This window comes from Streptomyces swartbergensis (genome assembly GCF_002148965.1).
Lineage (GTDB): Bacteria > Actinomycetota > Actinomycetes > Streptomycetales > Streptomycetaceae > Streptomyces > Streptomyces swartbergensis.
The window spans coordinates 1-18,653 of record NZ_NGFN01000163.1 but is presented as its reverse complement, the minus strand read 5'-3'; the positions used below and the strand labels follow the sequence as shown (position 1 = coordinate 18,653).

Below are 18,653 nucleotides of genomic sequence, written 5' to 3'. Positions count from 1 at the left end.
GCTCGCGATCCCCGCCCCCACCAGCGCGAGCCCCGTCACCGTCACGRCTGACACCGGCCATCCCGTGTGGATCGTCTCGCCGAAGACCGCCGTGCCCACCGTCACGGCGACCACGGGCTCCGTCGCGTCCAGGACCGTCATGCTCGCAGCGAGCGGACCCTGCTGGAAGGCGCTCTGGATGAGGAGCAGGCCGCCGATGCTGGCGAGGATCAGGGCGTAGGTCTGCCAGGCCGAGAGCGCCGCGAGCAGGCCGTGGCGCAGGCGGTCCACCGTCGCCGCGAGCAGGACGGACTGGGTGCCCATCACCGCCCCGGCCGCCAGCGCCGTCGCCGAGGCCCGCCAGGGGCCGGACAGCAGCCGTGCCGTCGCCAGCGCGCAGCACACCAGCGCGGCCGTCGCGCCCAGCACCAGCAGCCAGGACAGCAGGTCCGCCGCGTCCGGCCGGCCGCCGTGCGGCCGGGCCGAGACCAGGGCCAGCGCCAGCCCGGCCGCCACCGCGAGCGTGCCGAACCACTCGCGAAACCCCAGCCGCATCCGGTGCAGCCGCGCCGACAGCGGTACGGCGAAGACCAGTTCGGCGACGATCAGCGGCTGCACCAGACTGAGCGGCCCGTACGCCAGGGCCAGCGACTGGAAACCGTAGGCGAGCACGGCCAGTCCGATGCCGCCCAGCCACACCCGGTCACGCGCCAGATGGGCCAGCAGGCGCGGTGACAGCGCCTCCGCGTCCGGGCGCCCGCCCGCGGCCCACTGCTGGAGCACTCCGGCCACGGCGAAACAGACGCCGGCGGCGAGGGAGGCCAGGACCGCGATCGGCATACCGGGCGCGGGGAGTCAGTCGGTCGTCCGCCGGGACGGAGCGCCCTGCGTCGCGCCCCGGGTGTGGACGTACAGCGCACGCCGGTCGCCGACGTCGAGGTGCCGCGGCAGGGGCAGTTCGTAGCGCACCGGCCGGCCGTGGTCGGCGAACTGCCGGCGCGGGTTGTAGACCTGGTTGAACTTCCACAGCATGCGGGCGAAGTTCGTCTGGCCGTGCAGCAGGTTCCGGGTCAGGACCCGGGCGGCGCCCACCGCGGTGCGCAGGCCCAGGTGCTTGCGGTTGATGACGGCCTGGGTGCGCACCAGTTCCTCGTAGAAGCGCTCCAGGGGGAGCGTGGTGGGAACGACCGCGTGCTGGATGTCGAAGAGGCGGTAGTCACGGGTGGTCAGGCGCCGCGACTCGGTGTGCCAGATCTCCGTACCCGGATACGGCGTCATCACCGTGAAGTGCACGATCTCCGGCACCGCCAGCGCGAACTCCCGTACCACCCGGAAGCGTTCCTCGTCCCAGGACGGATCCACGATCAGATTGACGGCGACCTTGATGCCCAGGCGCCGGGCCGTCTCCAGCGCGCGGACGTTCTCGTCGGGGCTGACCCGCTTGCGGTACAGGTCCAGGCCCTCCGCGTCGATGGCCTCCATCCCCAGGAACATGTACTTCAGGCCCAGCCGGGCCCACCGCTCGAAGACCTCGGGGTGGCGCAGCAGGACGTCGCTGCGGGTCTCCAGGTAGTAGCGCTTGCGGATGCCGCGCCGCTCCACCTCCGCGGCGATGGCGTCCCCGTGCTCGGGCCGGATGAAGGCCACGTCGTCGACGATGAAGACGTTCGGCTCCCGGATGTTCGCCAGGTCCTCGGCCGCCGCCTCGGGCGAGGCCTTGCGGTAGCTGCGGCCGTAGAACGTCCACGCCGAGCAGAACGAGCAGTCCCACGGACAGCCGCGCGTGAACTCGATGGAGGCGCACGGGTCGAGCTCGCCGATGAAGTACCGCCGGCGGGCGCGCATCAGGTCCCGGGCGGGCAGCGGCGTGTCGATGCCGTGCAGCATCAGCGGCGCGGGACCCCGGCCGGCGGCCGTGACGACGCCGGGCACGTCCGCCACGCCGCCGTCGCGGACCGCCTCCAGCAGCGGTGTGATCGCGGGTTCGCCCTCGCCGCGCACCACCGCGTCCACCGCCCCCTCGGCCTGTTCCAGCACGTCCTCGGCGACGAAGGAGACGCTGTGCCCGCCCAGGAACACGAAGCAGTCAGGCACCGCCCGCTTCACCTCCGCGGCCAGCTCGATCGCCTCCGGGATGTTCGCCAGGTAGTTCAGCGAGATGCCGAGCGCCTCCGGCCGGAAGGACCGCACCTCGCCGCGCAGCGTCCCGCGGCTCAGCACCTGAAGGTCCACGACCCGCACCTCGTGACCGGCCTCGCGGGCCGCGCCCGCCACCCGTTCCAGGCCCAGGGGCTCCAGCCGCAGGAAGATCTCGGAGTACATCAGGGCGCTGGGATGGACGAGCAGCACACGCATGGTCACCTCGCCACGGGGGCCGTACCGGACACGGGTGCCCCCTACGTAACCCCGCGCGGCCGGTCCCTGTACCGCCCATACCGCCGCCTGGCGGCACCGGGCGGCACGCAGGGGTGGTCCTGTCGCATCCCGTGCACGTCCCGTGCGCAGCGGCCCGGCCCGCGGACCGCCCACGGCGCGGCGCGCGCCGGACCGGGTGAGACCGGCCCGCCGGAACGGCCTCAGCACTGGCGCGGGACCCAGCGGTGGCGGTGTCCTGGAAGACGAGGTTCCGTTTCAAGGGACCGGCATGGAGACAGACGGCATTCCCTTCCCGGGAAGCAGCACGGAGACAGCCGAGACCACGGCGGACGGACAGCGCAGGGAGACCGACCGATGACACTCACCGGCTCCGGCTCGGCCTACGACCCACCGGCGGGCGCCGCCCCACGCCGTCCCGCGGCCCCCTCCCCGGCGCGCGAGCACGGGCCGCCCCGGCGGCTCGACCGGCGCGTGGCCCTCGTCACCGGGGCCTCCTCGGGCATCGGGGCGGCCACGGCACGGCGGTTCGCCGTGGACGGCTGGCAGCTTCTCCTCAGCGGCCGTGACCGCAACCGTCTGGAGCAGACGGCGTCCGGCACCTCGGCCGTCGTGCTGCCCGCCGACCTCGCCGCCCCGGACGGCCCGCGCCTGCTGGCCCAGTCCGCGCTGCACACCACCGGCCGGGTCGACGTCCTGGTCGCCGGGGCGGGCATCGGCTGGGCGGGCCCGTTCGCCGCGATGCCGCACACCGACATCGACCGGGTGCTGGCCCTGGACCTCAACGCCACGCTCCACCTCGTGCGCGAGGTGCTGCCCTCCATGATCGCGGCCGGGCGGGGCCGGGTGGTGCTGATCGGCTCGATCGCGGGCTGCGTGGGCGTACGGGAGGAAGCCGTGTACTCCGCCGCCAAGGCCGCTCTGGCCGCCTTCTCCGAGGCGCTGCGCCAGGAACTGCGCGGCACGGGCGTGGGCGTGACCCTCGTGGTGGCCGGCCCCGTCGACACGGCCTTCTTCACCCGCCGCGGCAGGCCCTACGACCGCTCCCACCCCCGGAAGATCTCGCCCGGCTGCGTCGCCGGCGCCGTCTGGGAGGCCGTACGCGAGGACCGCGACCAGGTCTACGTCCCCGCCTGGCTGGCCCTCCCGGACCGCCTCCGCGCCCTGGCCCCGAGGGTGTTCAGACGCCTGCTCAACCGCTTCGGCTGACCCGGCCTCACATCCGGGGCACGTTCCGCCGTTCCGGTCACTCCGGCCGGATCCTCCGTTCAGGTGACCGCCTCCCCGTGGTAGGGCATGGGCATGACTCCCCAGCGTCGCGTCTTCTCCCGCCGTACGGTCAGGGCCGCCGCCCTGCCCCACCCGGGCCGCCGCGCCCTGCTGCTCGCCGCCGCGGCCCTGGCGGCGACCGGCGGCGCGACGCCCACGCCCCGCGGCGCCGACGCTCAGGACGCCGGCACCGACCCGTACGAGACCCTCCGCCGCCGCTGGCTCGGCATCGCCCTGGGCACCGGCTACGACCCGGCCGCGCAGCCGTACGCCTCCCGCCTCGCGGAGACCGGCGAACGCGCCCGCGGCCTGCACGCCACCATGGCCCCGGCGGCGGACTCCCTCTGGCCCGGCCACCCCTTCGACCCGCCGGCCGGGATCACCATGAGCTACAGACGCCTGTGGACCATGACCCAGGCCTACGTCCAGCAGCGCACCGGCTCGACCGCCGACCCGGACCTCCTCGCCGGCATCCTGCGCGGCCTCGACCACCTCTCCGCCACCGTCTACAACCCCGCCACCACCCGCTACGGCAACTGGTGGGAATGGCAGATCGGCAGCCCGCGCCCGCTCACCGACATCACGGCCGCCCTGTACGAGCAGCTGGGCGGCGCCCGGGTCACCGCGGCCTGCGCCGCCGTCGACCACTTCGTACCCGACTCGGCCCTCGGCGACTACTCCGGCACCTCCACCGGCGCCAACCGCGTCGACCTGTGCCGCTCCGTCGCCCTGCGCGGCATCCTCGGCCGCGACCCGGGCAAGATCGCCCTCGCTCGCGACGCGCTCTCCCCGGTCTTCCCGTACGTCACCCGGGGCGACGGCCTCTACGCCGACGGCTCCTTCGTCCAGCACACCTGGGTCGCCTACTCGGGCACGTACGGCCAGGTCGTGCTCGACGGCCTCGGCCGCCTCTTCGCCCTGCTCGCCGGATCCGACTGGGAGGTCACCGACCCGAACCGGCAGATCGTCCTCGACAGCGTCGAGCACGCCTACGCACCGCTCGTCCACGACGGTCTGGTCATGGACAGCGTCAACGGCCGGGCCATCAGCCGCGGTCACCTCACCGGTGACGACCGCGAGGTCATGCGCAGCGACCACTTCCACGGCCGGCAGCTCATCGCGGCCATCGCGCTCCTCGCGGCCGGCGCGAGCCCGGCGGAACGCGACCGCTGGCACGCCCTGATCAAGGGCTGGATCGAACGGGACACGGTCACCCCGGTCCTGACGGCACGCCAGTTCGGCGTCGCCGACCTGGCCCGGCTGCACGCGATCGCCGCCTCGCCCCTCCCGGCCGCACCCGAGCCGGCCGGCCACCGCCTCTTCGCCGCCATGGACCGCGCCGTCCACCGCCGCCCCGGCTTCACCGTGAACATCGCCATGGCCAGCGACCGCATCGCCCACTACGAGTGCGGCAACGGCGAGAACCCACGCGGCTGGCACACCGGCGCGGGCATGGTGAGCTGGTGGGCCGGCGCGAGCGACCAGTACACGGACTGGTACTGGCCGACCGTCGACTGGTACCGCCTGCCCGGCACCACCGTCTCCACCAAGCGCCTCGCCGACCGAGAAGGCGGCGAGTGGGGCACGGCCCGCCCGGACGCGCGCTGGGTCGGCGGCACCACCGACGGCGCGTACGCGGCAATCGGCCAGCACCTCAAGGGCCTCGGCTCCACCCTCCGGGCCCGCAAGTCCTGGTTCTGCGTCGCGGACGCGGTGATCTGCCTGGGCGCCGGGATCAGCTGCTCCGACGGTGTCCCGGTGGAGACGATCGTCGACAACCGCAACCTCGGCGCGTCCGGCACCCAGACCTTCGTACGGGGCCCGGACTGGGCCCACCTGGAGGACCACGGCGGCTGGGTGCTGCTCGACGGCGAGCCGAAGGCGCTGCGCGAGGAGCGCACCGGCGCCTGGTCCGACATCAACACCGGCGGCACACCCGAGCGGCGCACCCGCCGCTGGCAGACCCTCTGGATCGACCACGGCACCGACCCCGAGGACGCCGGCTACGCCTACGTCCTCATGCCCGGCGCGTCCCGCCGCGCTCTCGCGCGCCGCGCCGCCGACCGCCACTGGATGTCGGTCCTCGCCAACGACGCCGGCCGGCAGGCGGTCACCGTGCCCTCCCTCGGCCTCACGGCCGCCAACTTCTGGCAGGCCGGCACGGCGGGCCCACTCACCGTCTCCGCCGGCGCGAGCGTGCTGACCGTCCGCCGGGGCCCTGCCGCCACCCTCTGCGTGAGCGAACCACCCCGCACGGGTGAACCACTGGAGATCATCTGGAACCGCCCCGTCCGCCGGGTCCGCCACGCCGACGAGACGGTCGAAGTACTCTCCACAGGCCGCCGGCTGCGCCTGCGCGTCACCCCGGGGAAGGCATGCGCCACCCACGTCTGTGAGATGACTCTCGGCTGACGGCTTTGTCCGACCCCTACAAGCCACACGCCCCCTGAGCAGTCAGAAGGGCTGCACCCCGCCCTGGTTCTGTTCAGGGGTACCAGGAAAACACGCCGGAGACTGTGAGGAGTCGACGGCTCGCATTCCTTGCTCGGCTTCGTAAGGTCACTACATGACCGTTTTGGATGAGGCGCCGGGTGAGCCGACCGACGCGCGCGGACGCGTGGCCGAACTGCACGAGATCCGTGCGCAGGCGGTGGCCGGACCGAGCGAGAAAGCGACCAAGGCGCAGCACGCCAAGGGCAAGCTGACCGCGCGGGAGCGCATCGAACTCCTCCTCGACCCGGATTCCTTCCGCGAGGTCGAGCAACTGCGCCGGCACCGGGCCACAGGCTTCGGCCTGGAGGCCAAGAAGCCGTACACCGACGGTGTGATCACCGGGTGGGGCACGGTGGAGGGCCGGACGGTCTTCGTCTACGCCCATGACTTCCGCATCTTCGGCGGCGCTCTGGGCGAGGCCCACGCCACGAAGATCCACAAGATCATGGATATGGCCATCGCGGCCGGTGCCCCGCTGGTGTCGCTGAACGACGGCGCGGGCGCCCGCATCCAGGAGGGCGTCTCGGCGCTCGCCGGCTACGGCGGCATCTTCCAGCGCAACACCAAGGCGAGCGGGGTCATCCCGCAGATCTCTGTGATGCTCGGCCCGTGCGCGGGCGGCGCGGCCTACAGCCCCGCCCTCACCGACTTCGTCTTCATGGTCCGCGAGACCTCGCAGATGTTCATCACCGGCCCGGACGTCGTCAAGGCGGTCACCGGCGAGGAGATCACGCAGAACGGCCTGGGCGGCGCGGACGTGCACGCCGAGACGTCCGGCGTCTGCCACTTCGCCTACGACGACGAAGAGACCTGCATCGCCGAGGTCCGCTACCTCCTCACCCTCCTGCCGCAGAACAACCGCGAGAACCCGCCCCGCGCGGAGGCCTCCGACCCGGTCGACCGCCGCTCGGACGTCCTGCTCGACCTGGTCCCGGCGGACGGCAACCGGCCGTACGACATGACCAAGGTCATCGAGGAGATCGTCGACGACGGCGACTACCTGGAGGTCCACGAGCGCTGGGCCCGCAACATCATCTGCGCGCTGGGCCGGATGGACGGCCAGGTCGTCGGCATCGTCGCCAACCAGCCGCAGGTGCTCGCCGGTGTCCTGGACATCGAGGCCTCCGAGAAGGCGGCCCGCTTCGTCCAGATGTGCGATGCCTTCAACATCCCGATCGTCACTCTTCTGGACGTCCCCGGCTTCCTCCCGGGCGTCGACCAGGAGCACGGTGGCATCATCCGCCACGGCGCGAAGCTCCTCTACGCGTACTGCAACGCGACCGTGCCGAGGATCTCGCTGATCCTGCGCAAGGCCTACGGAGGTGCGTACATCGTCATGGACAGCCAGTCCATCGGCGCCGACCTCACCTACGCCTGGCCGACCAACGAGATCGCCGTCATGGGCGCGGAGGGTGCGGCCAACGTCATCTTCCGCCGCCAGATCGCCGAGGCCGAGGACCCGGAGGCCATGCGAACCCGCATGGTCAAGGAGTACAAGTCCGAGCTGATGCACCCCTACTACGCGGCCGAGCGCGGCCTGGTCGACGACGTCATCGACCCCGCGGAAACCCGCGAGGTGCTGATCAAGTCCCTCGCGATGCTCCAGACCAAGCACGCCGACCTGCCCTCCCGCAAGCACGGCAACCCTCCGCAATAACCCGGCGGACCCATCGCGGCAACCCCGCGGACCTCTCTCTCACGGAGACTGACACCCATGAACACCCCTGACATCCGCGTCGAGAAGGGCCACGCCGAGCCCGAGGAAGTCGCCGCCATCACGGCGATCCTCCTGGCTCGCGCCGCCGCCCGCCCCACGGACCCGACCCCGACCCACCGCGGCCGCGTGAAGGCCGGGTGGCGTCGCCTGGAACGCGAGCCGGGCTTCCGCGCTCCGCACAGCTGGCGCTGAGCTTTTCCACGCCCTTGCGGCCCCGTTCTCCTTCGCGAGGGCGGGGCCGTGGTGCGACCTCCCTAGTGGACGACGACGCGCACGCCGGGAATGTTCAGCGCTTCGGGGTCGTCGGGGAGGACACACTCCGTCATGTTCAGATACGTCAGGCCGGCCGGCGGGAACGATCCCGTCTTCATCCAGGCGGCCACGTCGATCTGCCTGAGGAACAGGGTTCTCAGCCCGGGCAGCGCGGACAGCGCCGTGCGGGCCCCCCGGGGCAGGCAGGTCTCGCCGGCGAGCAGCCCCAGCCATCTGATCCGGTCGTGCCGCAGGGGAGAGAGGTCGAGGGAGGCGTCGAAGTTCACCAGGCCCAGGTACTCCAGTGTCGGCGCCAGACGCAGCTCCCGGAGGCCCGGCAGGGGCACCACTCCGAAGTTGAGGGTGTCCAGAGCCGGGAATTCACGCAGGACATCGAGGTTCTTCAGCGACGCATAGCCGCTCAGCCCCAGTTCGGTCAGTGAGTCCTGGGTCATGAGGCGCGACAAGTCGATCTCCCCGCGCAGCGCGACCAGGGTGAGCTCTTTCAGCGGGTGCAGCCCGTCGAGGACCGAGAGATCCGAGACGCCGTGGTCGACCCACAGGGTGTCGATGGCGGGCAGACGGCCGACGGCTCGCCACTGCCCCGAGTGCGTGACGGTGACCCTCCGCCCCTCCAGCGCCATGCCCGCCAGGACCCGGTCGGCGTAGGCCTCGGCGTCGAAATACCCCCACGCCTCTATGAGCGCGTCGACCACGCCCTCCCGGCTGTCCTCCGCATAGCGCGCCAACAGCCCCAGCGCCTCCGCCCCACCGATCAACGCCACCGTCCGCACAGTCTGCGCCGCAGCCTTCTCCGTCAGCTCCCCCAAAGACCGCGGCAGCCTCCGCAGCAGACTCGACCCCACCGCCGCCAGCGCGGGCGGATCCGTCGGGCGCCGCGCGGGCAACAGAGACGACACCGCGTCCTCCAACCGAACGGCCAGCCCGTCGGAGACCTCCGGCAACGTCTCCTGGCAGGACGCCGCCAGCAACCGCAACGTCCGCGCGTGCCGAGGCTCCCGCTCCGCCCGGTCGAGAATCCCGCCCAGCAACTCCTCCCGTTGCCGCGCGTTCGCATGGCCGGCCGCCATGATGACCGTCTCCCGCCACAGATCCAGATGCGCCCGCCCGGCCAGGCTGCCCATCCGGTCCTCCTCGGCCGCCTCCTCCGCGGCGAGGTACTCCTGGAAGGTCCGGTGCACGAAGTCCAGACGGGCCTCGGCGGGGGAGCGGAGGATCCCGGACCGGTGCCGCAACTGGTCCAGGACCTGCCCGCCCTCCAGGCCGTCCAGGTGTCTCATCGCCCGCAGCTTCCGGCCGACGTGCACGGCGGCCTGCTCCACGGAGATCTCGCTGCGGTTGTTGTCCGAAAGCCGCCAGGCCAGGTCCCGCAGGAGGACGAGCTTGTCGCTGAGGCTCAGCTTGCTGTCCACCGCGCTCGGCACGTTCCGGTCGGCGTCGCGGTCATGGACCAGGGTGTGCAGCGCGTTCCGGTACAACTCCATGCGGTCGCGGGGCAGTTGCCGGCCCCGGTTGAGGTGCATGGCGCACAGCATCGAGGCCAGCAGGGGAGTGCCCGCCAGCGACTGGAGGTGGGGACGGTCCTTCAGGCTGGTCAGCAGGGACTGCTCGTACAGCGGGAGGTCGTCCACGGGACAGGGCAGGTCGTCGCCGAGCTCCCGTACCGCCTGGTGCCACTGCCGTACGAAGGCCGCAAGGTCCGGCGGGCTCATACGGTCCAGGTGCATCGCCGTGAAGTGCTCCCCGCGCAGCCAGTCCGCGCCGGCGGCGGCAGGGCGGGAGGTGACGACCACCCGCACCTTGTCGTACGCCACCAGGAGTTTGCGCAGCCAGTCCCGGACCGCCCGGCGCTCCCGGTCGAGCAGTTCGTCCACGCCGTCGATCAGCAGCAGGGCCCGGCCCGAGTCGAGCTGCCGCTCCACCCAGCCCTTGGGCATGATGCCGGTGATGGGCCCGGCGATCCCGTCGAGCATCGCGTCCGGATTCGGCGGCGTACGGCCGCTGTACTCCCGCAGCTTGACGAAGACAGGTGTGAGGCCGTTCCAGTCGGACAGCTCCCCGGAGAAGGCACCGCGTGCGGCCGTCACCGCCAGCCACCGCAACAGGGTGGTCTTGCCCGAGCCCGCCTCGCCGCGCAGCAGCACCCGCGAGGCCCCGCTGAGCCCGGCCTCCACCCGCATCCCGGAGCTCTCGGCCCCGGCCTCCTCCCAGTCGCTCATGTCGGGCCGCAGCCGCGACAGGGAGCGGACGCTGCGGCGCCGGCTCCCGTCGTCCCCGGTGGCCCGCAGACTCACGTACGCCGCCGACAACCGCACCCGGGGCCCCGCCGCCCGCTCGGACGTGCGCCGGAACAGCTCCACCTCGTCCAGGTCCCGGCTGACCAGCTCCAGGTACCGGCGCCGGAACGCCGTGTCCTGGTCCGTGCCGTCCGGCGCGAGCAGGGAGCGGTCCGGCAGCCGCTCCAGGAGCCGGGCCACCTCGGCGCCGAGCGTGGCCGTCCGGGCGAGGAGCTCGGCCGCCGCCCGTTCCTCGAAGACCGGCAGGCTCCGCACGATCCGCACGTAGTACTCGACGCACTCGGCGAAGAGCACCTCGTACAGACGGGACTCCGCCTCGTTCAGGCCCACCGGCGCCGGCACCGACCCGGTGATACGGCGGATCAGCTCGGCGGCGTTCGCATCCGCCGCGAGCACCGCCTCGTCGGAGAGGTCCGCCCGCGCGAACGTGTCGCACACCGCGTCGATCACGGCCTGCCTGCCGGATTCGTCCAGCCCCCGGAACTCGTGCTCCAGATAGGGCTCCAGCCGGTCGAACACGGCGTCGGTGATCTGCCCGAACTGGCGCTCCACACTCCGTTGCAACCGCAGCCCGGGCACTCGTACCCGCACCAGCTCCGCCAGCGGCAGATGCCGCTCCTGCTGCCGCCGCCTGCCGCCCAGCCAGATGTCCGCCGCCGTCTTCGCCACGGTCGTGCCCAGCCGTAACGCCGCCGCCTCCGCGCTCATCGCGCCCCCTCCCGAGAAACACCCGCGGCCCCCACTCCTCCCACAGGAGGAACGGGGGCCGCAAGGCGAACGTGCCGATTACCGCAGGCGTGCCATCAGCGCGTGCTCGACCAGCGTGATCAGCGCCGACTTCGCGTCCGCCCGGTGGCGGGCGTCGGTCGTGATGATCGGGGTGTCAGGGCCGATCTGGAGGGCTTCCCGGACCTCGTCGGGCGTGTACGGCTGCTGGCCGTCGAAGCCGTTCAGCGCGATGACGAACGGCAGGCCGCTGTTCTCGAAGTAGTCGACGGCCGGGAAGCAGTCGGCGAGCCTGCGGGTGTCGACCAGCACGATCGCGCCGATGGCGCCGCGCACCAGGTCGTCCCACATGAACCAGAACCGGTCCTGACCGGGCGTACCGAAGAGGTACAGGATCAGGTCCTGGTCCAGGGTGATACGGCCGAAGTCCATGGCGACCGTCGTGGTCGTCTTGTCCCCGGTGTGGGTCAGGTCGTCGATGCCCGCCGAAGCGGACGTCATGACGGCCTCCGTGCGCAGCGGATTGATCTCCGAGACGGCGCCGACGAACGTGGTCTTGCCCACGCCGAAGCCGCCCGCCACCACGATCTTCGCGGACGTGGTGGAGCGGGAAGGCCCTCCGCTAGAGCTTGCGAAGTCCACTGAGCACCCTTTCGAGCAGTGTCACGTCTGGCTGGCCGCCGGCGTTCTCGTCGCCGCCGGGCTGATGGATGGCGACCAGTCCCGCCTCCGCCAAGTCGGCGACGAGGATCCTGGCCACGCCGAGAGGGATCGTGAGGAGCGCCGAGATCTCGGCGACCGACTTGATTTCCCGGCAGAGGTTGCAGATCCGCTGATGCTCGGGCAACTGGCCCTGCATCTGGTGCGGCTGCGCAGTGGTGTGCACCAGCGCCTCGATGGCGAGCTGGTAACGCGGGCGGGTCCGGCCACCGGTCATGGCGTACGGACGCACCAACGGGTTGTGGTGGTTCGACGCCCCGCCGGGCGCCGGCTCCGGGTTGCGGCGCTGCGGCTGCACGGGCTGGATGCGCCGCGCCGGCGGCTGGTCGTACGGCGACGGGCCGGGGCCCTGTGGCGCGTACGGCTGCCGGTGGCTCGGTGCGGAGGGGAAGTTGTAACGGTTCGGGTTCTGCCCACCGTCGCCCTGACCCTGGGCAGGGCCGTACGACCAGTTGCCCGAAGACGAACCGCCTGGGGGTGTTGCCACTTTCTCCTCCTCCGACTGTGCCTGGCACCCATCGCTGTGGAGCCGCGTCCCGAAACCTTACGGCCACGGGACGCCAAAACGCACCGTCCGTCTGTTAGTTGAGCAGGCTCCCCTGGAGCTCCGCACGAAGGTCCGGTGTCAGGACCGTACCGGCTCGGTCCACGAGCAGCGCCATCTCGTATCCGACGAGGCCGATGTCCGCCTCCGGATGTGCGAGAACCGCGAGCGACGAGCCGTCGGAGATGGACATGATGAACAGGAATCCCCGCTCCATCTCCACAACCGTCTGATTGACGCTTCCACCCTCGAAGATCCGGGAGGCGCCTGCCGTCAGAGACGTCAGACCGGAGGCGACGGCCGCGAGCTGGTCGGCGCGGTCGCGGGGGAAGCCTTCGGACATCGCCAGAAGGAGTCCGTCGGCGGAGACCACCACCGTGTGGGACACCCCCGGGGTGTTGTCCACGAAGTTGGTGATCAACCAGTTCAGGTTCTGTGCCGCCTGGCTCATCGGGCTCACACTAACGCTCCTGGTTGTAGGTGCTGTCAGGACCGAAGCCCTGGCCGTTCGTTTCACTGCCTGCGCTGCGTCCGCGCTGTACGCCGCGGCGCAGGTTGCTCAGCCTGCCCCGGACGTCCTCCGGGGCGCGGGAGACCTGTGGGCCCCCCTGGGGAGTGCTCTCGGCGGAACCCTCGATCAGGTTGGCCTTGGGCACCCGCCTCGGCAGGCCGGAGGAGGTGACCCCGCCCGCCTTGGGCTTCCGGAGCTGCGAGGCCTGCTGCCACCGCTCGTCGTTCGCCGAGCGCCAGTCGCGGTCACCGTTGCTCTCCGGGGTGGAGGCCGGAGGCTCCTGGCTCGCGTGCCGGGCGCCGCCCGTGCCGTTCGCACCGCTCGCGGCGGACCCGCGGCGGGGAAGCCCGGCGTCGGTCAGCGAGGGTGCGGCGGAGTGGGCCTGTCCCGGACGGTCGAAGCCTACGCGGTCCTGCTCACTCGCGTCAGCGGCCTGCGCAGATTCCGTTTCCTGGGCCTCAGAAGGGTACTGGCTCGGGTAGCCGTTCTGGTAACCGTCCTGCTGGGGCCAGTCGTCCTGGTAGCGCCGCTGCTCGAACGCGGCGAAGCTGCCGGGCGCTCCCGCACCCTGCGCCGGGGGCTCCTCCCGGGCCGGCTCCGCATAGGAGGAGGGGTCCGGGTAGCCGCCGTTCGGCGAGAAAGTGTCGTTCTGCGGCAGACCGCCGTTCGGCGCGTAGTACTGCTCGTCGTACGCCCGCTGCGGCTCCTCGTACGACGTCTGCCGCTGCTCCTGGTACGGCGCCTGCTGGTCCTCGTACGACGCCCGCTGCTCCTCGTACGGCGCCTGGCGGTCGTACGCGGACGGCTGCTGCTCGGGGTATCCGGTCTGGCCCGTGTCGTAGGCCTGGCCGGTGTCGTAGCCCTGCTGTCCGTTGTACTCGTCGGGGTATCCAGGGGTCTCGGTGGGCTCCTGGCTGCTCTGCCCGGGCAGCGCGGGCTGCTGGTTCGACTGGGCCTCCAGGGCCGCCCGGCGCTCCTCGCGCATCAGGGAGCGGCCGACGGGGTCCAGCTCGCGTATGTCGTCGGGGACGTCGGAGTAGCGGCTGTCGTCGAAGCCGAGCTCGGCCGCCGTGCGCATGGGCTGCTGGTTGAAGTTCTCGCCGCCGTAGTTCTGCTCCGGGATGATCTGCGAGACGGTGAACTCGTCGCGGTCCACGTGCTGCTCGCCGCCACCACCGTGGGTGATCGCGTCGGGCAGCATGACCAGCGAGGTCGTGCCGGCCTGCTCGCCCGAGGGGCGCAGCTGGACGCGGATGCCGTGCCGGTCGGACAGCCGGCCGACCACGAACAGGCCCATGCGCTGCGAGATCGCGGCGTCCACGGTCGGCGGGTTGGCCAGCTTGTGGTTGATGTCCGCGAAGTCCTCGGCGGTCAGGCCGATGCCCTTGTCGTGGATCTCGATCATGACGCGGCCGTCGGGCAGACGGGTCGCGGTGACACGGACCTTGGTCTGCGGGGAGGAGAACGTCGTGGCGTTCTCCAGCAGCTCGGCGAGCAGGTGCACGAGGTCGGTCACGGCCCGGCCGTGGATCTCGGCCTCCGGGACGCCGGACAGCTCGATGCGCTCGTACTGCTCCACCTCGGAGGAGGCGGCGCGCAACACGTCGACCAGCGGGACCGGCTGGTCCCAGCGGCGGCCGGGCTCCTCGCCGGCGAGGACGAGGAGGTTCTCGCCGTTGCGGCGCATACGGGTCGCGAGGTGGTCCAGGCGGAAGAGGTTCTCCAGCTGGTCCGGGTCGGCCTCGTTGTTCTCCAGGTCGGTGATCAGGGTCAGCTGGCCCTCGATCAGCGACTGGTTGCGGCGCGAGAGGTTGGTGAAGATCGCGTTGATGTTGCCCCGCAGCAGGGCCTGCTCGGCGGCGAGCCGGACGGCCTCGCGGTGGACCTGGTCGAAGGCGCGGGCGACCTCGCCGATCTCGTCCGTGGTGGTGATCGGGATGGCCTGGACACGGGTGTCGACGCGGCCGGGGTCGGTGCGCGAGAGCTGGTCGACCAGCATCGGCAGGCGCTGCTCGGCGATGCCGAAGGCGGCGTTGCGCAGCTGGCGCATCGAGCGGCTCATCTGGCGGGCCACCGCGCCGGCCAGGATGAAGGCCAGCAGCAGGGCGACCACGACGGCGGCACCGGTGATGTAGGCGTCGCGCTGGGCGTCGTCGGCGATGTCGGAGGCTTCGCTCACGGCCTTGTCGGCCAGGTCCGTCTCGATCTTCTCGTAGGCGTTGAACTTGAGCGTGTTGACCGCCCACCAGTTGTCGGCGGTGACGCCCTGTTCGGCGAGGGCGGCGCGGGCGCTCGGGTCCGTGGTCTGGAGCGTCGCGACGGCCGAGACCATCGTCTCCGGCTTGGACGGCGGGGGTACGTAGTCCGGGTTCTTGGCCTTGGCCTCCCGGGCCATCGCGGCGCCGTCGGCCTTGATCTTCGCCTCGGCCGCCTCGAGCTTGGCCGCGTCCTGCGCGGTACCGCCGCCGATGTACTCCTGCACGGCGATGCGCTCGAGGTAGGCGTACGAGGACAGGGCGATGCGCTGGCTGGCCAGATTGCCCTCGTCCGGGCCCGGCTTGGTCAGGATGTGCATGCCGATGGAGCGCTGGAGCGACAGGGCCGCCTTGGTGAGCTCGATGGCGTACACGGTCCGGCCGTAGCTGGTGATGTTGCCGGTGCCGAGGCCCAGCTCGTTGGCGAACTCCGTCAGCGGGTGGGCGACCTCGACGTAGCCCTCCTCGGTCTGTACGCCCTTGAGCTTGGAGGTGTACGCGACCTGGCGCAGGGTGGCCAGCTTGGGCTCCACCTTGCGGAAGAGATCCAGCCGGCGCTCCAGGCCGGGCTTGGCCGGCATGTTCTGCGCCGCGGCGTCGAAGGCGTCCGCCGCCTCGTCGGTGGCCTTGCGGACCTGGGTGACGGTCGCCTTGTCCTGGGCGCTCTGGGCGCTGCCCTTCAGCAGCGGCGCCGCCGACGCGTCACGTTCGATGTAGAGGGCGTTGGCGTAGAGCAGCGAGGCGCGGACCAGACGCGCGGTGTTCTCCGCGTCCTCGGCCTCCTGCCAGGTGTCGATGGAGCTCTTCACCTGGATGCCGCCCATGACGAGGCCGACCAGCACGGGTATGAGCAGGATCGCGTTGAGCCGGGTCGCCACACGCCAGTTGCGCGGGGAGAGACGGCCGCCGCTCGGGGCGGGCGCGGCCGATGGCTCCGAACCGGGCACGGGGGCGGGCGCCGCTGTGCGCGGCGGCGGGGTGAAGTTGCCCCGGGCCGACGGCTCGGGACTGTTCTTGCTTCGCCTCACTCGACCAACAACCTCTCGGCGGTCGGCACCAACGCTGTGCCGCAGTTTTTCAGAGCCCGGTACGCCATCGACTGACGTGTACGTCATTGACTATTGGGCAGTTCAGGCATTCCAGCACGACGGCCTGCGCTCTTCCAAACAGTCCGAGGTGGGGATTCCGAGGGATGTAAGCCACAGATAAAACGGTCATAAAGAGCGAGCCCCGCCAAAAGGCGGGGCGATCGTGCGCGCAGCGAGACCGGATGTGCGCGACGCGTGGCCGTACCACCAGATTCCTCTGCCGAAACGTTATGAACACCGGGGCCGAGCGTGTCAAAGGACACAGTCGGCTCCGGTGCATCTACGACAACTGCCGTATTGCGCTTCTGAATTGGGTGCTACCTCAGCCGTGCCATCAGAGCGTGCTCGACCAGCGTGATCAGCGCACTCTTCGCGTCGGCCCGGTGCCGGGCGTCCGTCGTGATGATGGGGGTGTCCGGACCGATCTGGAGAGCTTCCCGCACCTCGTCGGGGGTGTAGGGCTGCTGGCCGTCGAAGCCGTTGAGGGCGATGACGAAGGGCAGACCGCTGTTCTCGAAGTAGTCGACCGCGGGGAAGCAGTCGGCGAGACGGCGGGTGTCCACCAGCACGACGGCGCCGATGGCGCCGCGCACCAGGTCGTCCCACATGAACCAGAACCGGTCCTGACCGGGCGTACCGAAGAGGTACAGGATCAGGTCCTGGTCCAGGGTGATACGGCCGAAGTCCATGGCCACCGTGGTGGTGGTCTTGTCCCCGGTGTGGGTCAGGTCGTCGATGCCCGCGCTGGCGGAGGTCATCACGGCCTCCGTGCGCAGCGGGTTGATCTCCGAGACGGCGCCGACGAACGTGGTCTTGCCCACGCCGAAGCCGCCCGCCACCACGATCTTCGCGGAGGTGGTGGAGCGACCCGCGTCAGAGCTTGCGAAGTCCACTGAGCACCCTTTCGAGCAGTGTCACATCGGGCGCACCGGTGGCGTCGTCGCCGCCCGGCTGGTGGATGGCGACGAGCCCGGCCTCCGCCAGGTCCGCGACCAGGATCCGGGCCACACCCAGCGGCATGTTGAGCAGTGCCGAGACCTCGGCGACCGACTTCACCTCACGGCACAGGTGGCAGATGCGCTGGTGCTCCGGGAGCAGCCCCATGAGCGCCGCGGGATCGGCGGTCGTGCTGATCAGTGCCTCGATGGCCAGCTGATAACGCGGCCGGGTCCGGCCGCCGGTCATGGCGTACGGCCGTACCAGCGGCTGGTCGCCCTCGTCCTCGTACGGCTCCGCGTACGGATCATGAGAGGCGGGGGGCGGGGTCATGGGTCCTCCGGGCGGGACAGCAAGTCGGTCAGTCGAGCCGTCTGACGAGGCCTGTGTGGGGTGTGTGGCGGCCGGACGGTGATGTGGTGAGACGGGTGGAACCGGGGCCGATCAATGGAGCAGACTGCCTTGGAGTTCAGCTCGCAGGTCGGGGGTGAGAACCGCGCCCGCGCGGTCGACCAGGAGCGCCATCTCGTAGCCGACGAGGCCGATGTCGCAGTCGGGGTGGGCGAGGACCGCCAGCGACGAGCCGTCCGAGATGGACATGAGGAACATGAATCCCCGCTCCATCTCCACGACCGTCTGCGCGACATCGCCCCCCTCGAAGATCCGGGAGGCACCTGCTGTCAGGGACGTCAGGCCGGAGGCGACAGCCGCGAGCTGGTCCGCGCGGTCGCGCGGGAAGCCCTCCGACAGCGCCAGGAGGAGACCGTCGGCGGACACGACGACGGTGTGGGACACCCCGGGGGTGTTGTCCACGAAGTTGGTGATCAACCAGTTGAGATTCTGTGCCGCCTGGCTCATCGGACTCAACTAACGCTCCTGCTGGTGAGAGGGCCGAGGGAAGCTGCCGGTCTGGGTGGACCCGGCCTGACGACCCTGTGCAATACCGCGGCGGAGATTGGTCAGCCGACCGCGGACGTCATCGGGGGCACGAGAGATCTGCGGACCGCTCTGCTGTGGCTGCTGCTGAGCCGTGCCCGGAACGAGGTTCGCCCGGGGCACCCGGCGCGGCAGGCCGGAGGTGGTGACACCGCCGGCGGCGGGCTGGCGGACGCGCTCGGCCTGGCGGACGAGGTCGTCGTTCGGCGAGCTGCGCCAGCCGGCGGGGGCGGAGCGCTGCGGCCCGCCGGTTCCCTGCGGCTGCTGCGGGGCCGGAGCCGAGCCGTTGCTCTGCTCCTGCTGCTCCTGCTGGCCGTGGAACCAGTTGGTCTCGAGCGTGTCGTACAGCGGCGTGCGCCCGTCACCCGGACCGGTCGCCGGCGGCAGGGCCTCGGGCTCCTGCCGCGCGGGCCGTGCCTGCGGGGCGGGCGGACGCGGGGCGCCGAAGTCGGCCCCGCCCCGGGCGCCGTTGACCTGCGGCCGCTCGTACTGGCCCGTGCCCGCCGGGTCGGCCGGGGTGGCCGGACCGGGGAGGG

General features: G+C 71.5%; 14 protein-coding genes and 1 pseudogene. 4 read left to right on the top strand and 11 right to left on the bottom strand.

Annotated features, from left to right (window positions below; genetic code table 11):
* On the bottom strand, positions 1-819 hold an 819-nt coding region (locus CA983_RS24455; protein ID WP_086603032.1), incomplete at its 3' end, for a DMT family transporter.
* Between the two features lie 15 nt (positions 820-834).
* Positions 835-2,334 carry a hopanoid C-3 methylase HpnR gene (gene hpnR / locus CA983_RS24450; RefSeq protein WP_086603031.1) on the bottom strand — a complete coding sequence of 500 codons (1,500 nt, stop codon included), beginning with the start codon at positions 2,332-2,334 and terminating at the stop codon, positions 835-837.
* Between the two features lie 375 nt (positions 2,335-2,709).
* On the opposite strand from hpnR, the gene CA983_RS24445 reads away from it, so the two are divergent.
* From CA983_RS24445 to CA983_RS24430, 4 genes are all read left to right on the top strand, one after another.
* On the top strand, positions 2,710-3,561 hold the full coding sequence (locus CA983_RS24445; protein ID WP_086603030.1) for an SDR family NAD(P)-dependent oxidoreductase: 852 nt from the start codon (positions 2,710-2,712) through the stop codon (positions 3,559-3,561).
* 93 nt (positions 3,562-3,654) lie between these two features.
* Positions 3,655-6,033, top strand: a complete 2,379-nt coding sequence (locus CA983_RS24440; protein ID WP_086603033.1) for a polysaccharide lyase 8 family protein — start codon at positions 3,655-3,657, stop codon at positions 6,031-6,033.
* A 154-nt stretch (positions 6,034-6,187) separates the two neighbouring features.
* On the top strand, positions 6,188-7,771 hold the full coding sequence (locus CA983_RS24435; RefSeq protein ID WP_086603029.1) for an acyl-CoA carboxylase subunit beta: 1,584 nt from the start codon (positions 6,188-6,190) through the stop codon (positions 7,769-7,771).
* 57 nt (positions 7,772-7,828) lie between these two features.
* On the top strand, positions 7,829-8,023 hold the full coding sequence (locus tag CA983_RS24430) for an acyl-CoA carboxylase subunit epsilon (RefSeq protein WP_086603028.1): 195 nt from the start codon (positions 7,829-7,831) through the stop codon (positions 8,021-8,023).
* 62 nt (positions 8,024-8,085) lie between these two features.
* Here the strand turns inward: CA983_RS24430 and CA983_RS24425 are convergent, their stop codons facing one another.
* The 9 genes and pseudogenes from CA983_RS24425 to CA983_RS24385 form a co-directional block, all read right to left on the bottom strand.
* A complete protein-coding gene (locus CA983_RS24425) occupies positions 8,086-11,109 on the bottom strand; it encodes an NACHT domain-containing protein (RefSeq protein WP_086603027.1) in 3,024 nt (1,007 codons plus the stop codon).
* A gap of 78 nt (positions 11,110-11,187) precedes the next feature.
* Positions 11,188-11,769, bottom strand: a complete 582-nt coding sequence (locus CA983_RS24420) for a GTP-binding protein (protein ID WP_014675207.1) — start codon at positions 11,767-11,769, stop codon at positions 11,188-11,190.
* Positions 11,750-12,334, bottom strand: a complete 585-nt coding sequence (locus CA983_RS24415; protein ID WP_086603026.1) for a DUF742 domain-containing protein — start codon at positions 12,332-12,334, stop codon at positions 11,750-11,752. Before CA983_RS24415 ends, CA983_RS24420 begins: the two co-directional genes overlap by 20 nt.
* 94 nt (positions 12,335-12,428) lie before the next feature.
* A complete protein-coding gene (locus CA983_RS24410) occupies positions 12,429-12,842 on the bottom strand; it encodes a roadblock/LC7 domain-containing protein (RefSeq protein WP_033321188.1) in 414 nt (137 codons plus the stop codon).
* Positions 12,843-12,852: 10 nt separating this feature from the next.
* Complete coding sequence (locus CA983_RS24405) at positions 12,853-16,185, bottom strand: sensor histidine kinase (protein WP_167407448.1); 3,333 nt, start codon at positions 16,183-16,185, stop codon at positions 12,853-12,855.
* A 377-nt stretch (positions 16,186-16,562) separates the two neighbouring features.
* Positions 16,563-17,138, bottom strand: a complete 576-nt coding sequence (locus tag CA983_RS24400; protein WP_020271455.1) for a GTP-binding protein — start codon at positions 17,136-17,138, stop codon at positions 16,563-16,565.
* Positions 17,119-17,514, bottom strand: a complete 396-nt coding sequence (locus CA983_RS24395) for a DUF742 domain-containing protein (RefSeq protein ID WP_053668780.1) — start codon at positions 17,512-17,514, stop codon at positions 17,119-17,121. Before CA983_RS24395 ends, CA983_RS24400 begins: the two co-directional genes overlap by 20 nt.
* Positions 17,515-17,625: 111 nt before the next feature.
* Positions 17,626-18,039, bottom strand: a complete 414-nt coding sequence (locus CA983_RS24390) for a roadblock/LC7 domain-containing protein (protein ID WP_029181510.1) — start codon at positions 18,037-18,039, stop codon at positions 17,626-17,628.
* 9 nt (positions 18,040-18,048) lie between these two features.
* Positions 18,049-18,653: pseudogene (locus CA983_RS24385) on the bottom strand (nitrate- and nitrite sensing domain-containing protein); the annotation flags it as partial.

What these genes read in the sequence shown, in the direction of transcription:
- CA983_RS24410 (WP_033321188.1), bottom strand. Translation starts at nt 12,842, where the DNA reads ATGAGCCAGGCGGCACAGAACCTGAACTGGTTGATCACCAACTTCGTG.
- CA983_RS24430 (WP_086603028.1), top strand. Translation starts at nt 7,829, where the DNA reads ATGAACACCCCTGACATCCGCGTCGAGAAGGGCCACGCCGAGCCCGAG.
- CA983_RS24440 (WP_086603033.1), top strand. Translation starts at nt 3,655, where the DNA reads ATGACTCCCCAGCGTCGCGTCTTCTCCCGCCGTACGGTCAGGGCCGCC.
- CA983_RS24390 (WP_029181510.1), bottom strand. Translation starts at nt 18,039, where the DNA reads ATGAGCCAGGCGGCACAGAATCTCAACTGGTTGATCACCAACTTCGTG.
- CA983_RS24445 (WP_086603030.1), top strand. Translation starts at nt 2,710, where the DNA reads ATGACACTCACCGGCTCCGGCTCGGCCTACGACCCACCGGCGGGCGCC.
- CA983_RS24395 (WP_053668780.1), bottom strand. Translation starts at nt 17,514, where the DNA reads ATGACCCCGCCCCCCGCCTCTCATGATCCGTACGCGGAGCCGTACGAG.
- hpnR (WP_086603031.1), bottom strand. Translation starts at nt 2,334, where the DNA reads ATGCGTGTGCTGCTCGTCCATCCCAGCGCCCTGATGTACTCCGAGATC.
- CA983_RS24425 (WP_086603027.1), bottom strand. Translation starts at nt 11,109, where the DNA reads ATGAGCGCGGAGGCGGCGGCGTTACGGCTGGGCACGACCGTGGCGAAG.
- CA983_RS24435 (WP_086603029.1), top strand. Translation starts at nt 6,188, where the DNA reads ATGACCGTTTTGGATGAGGCGCCGGGTGAGCCGACCGACGCGCGCGGA.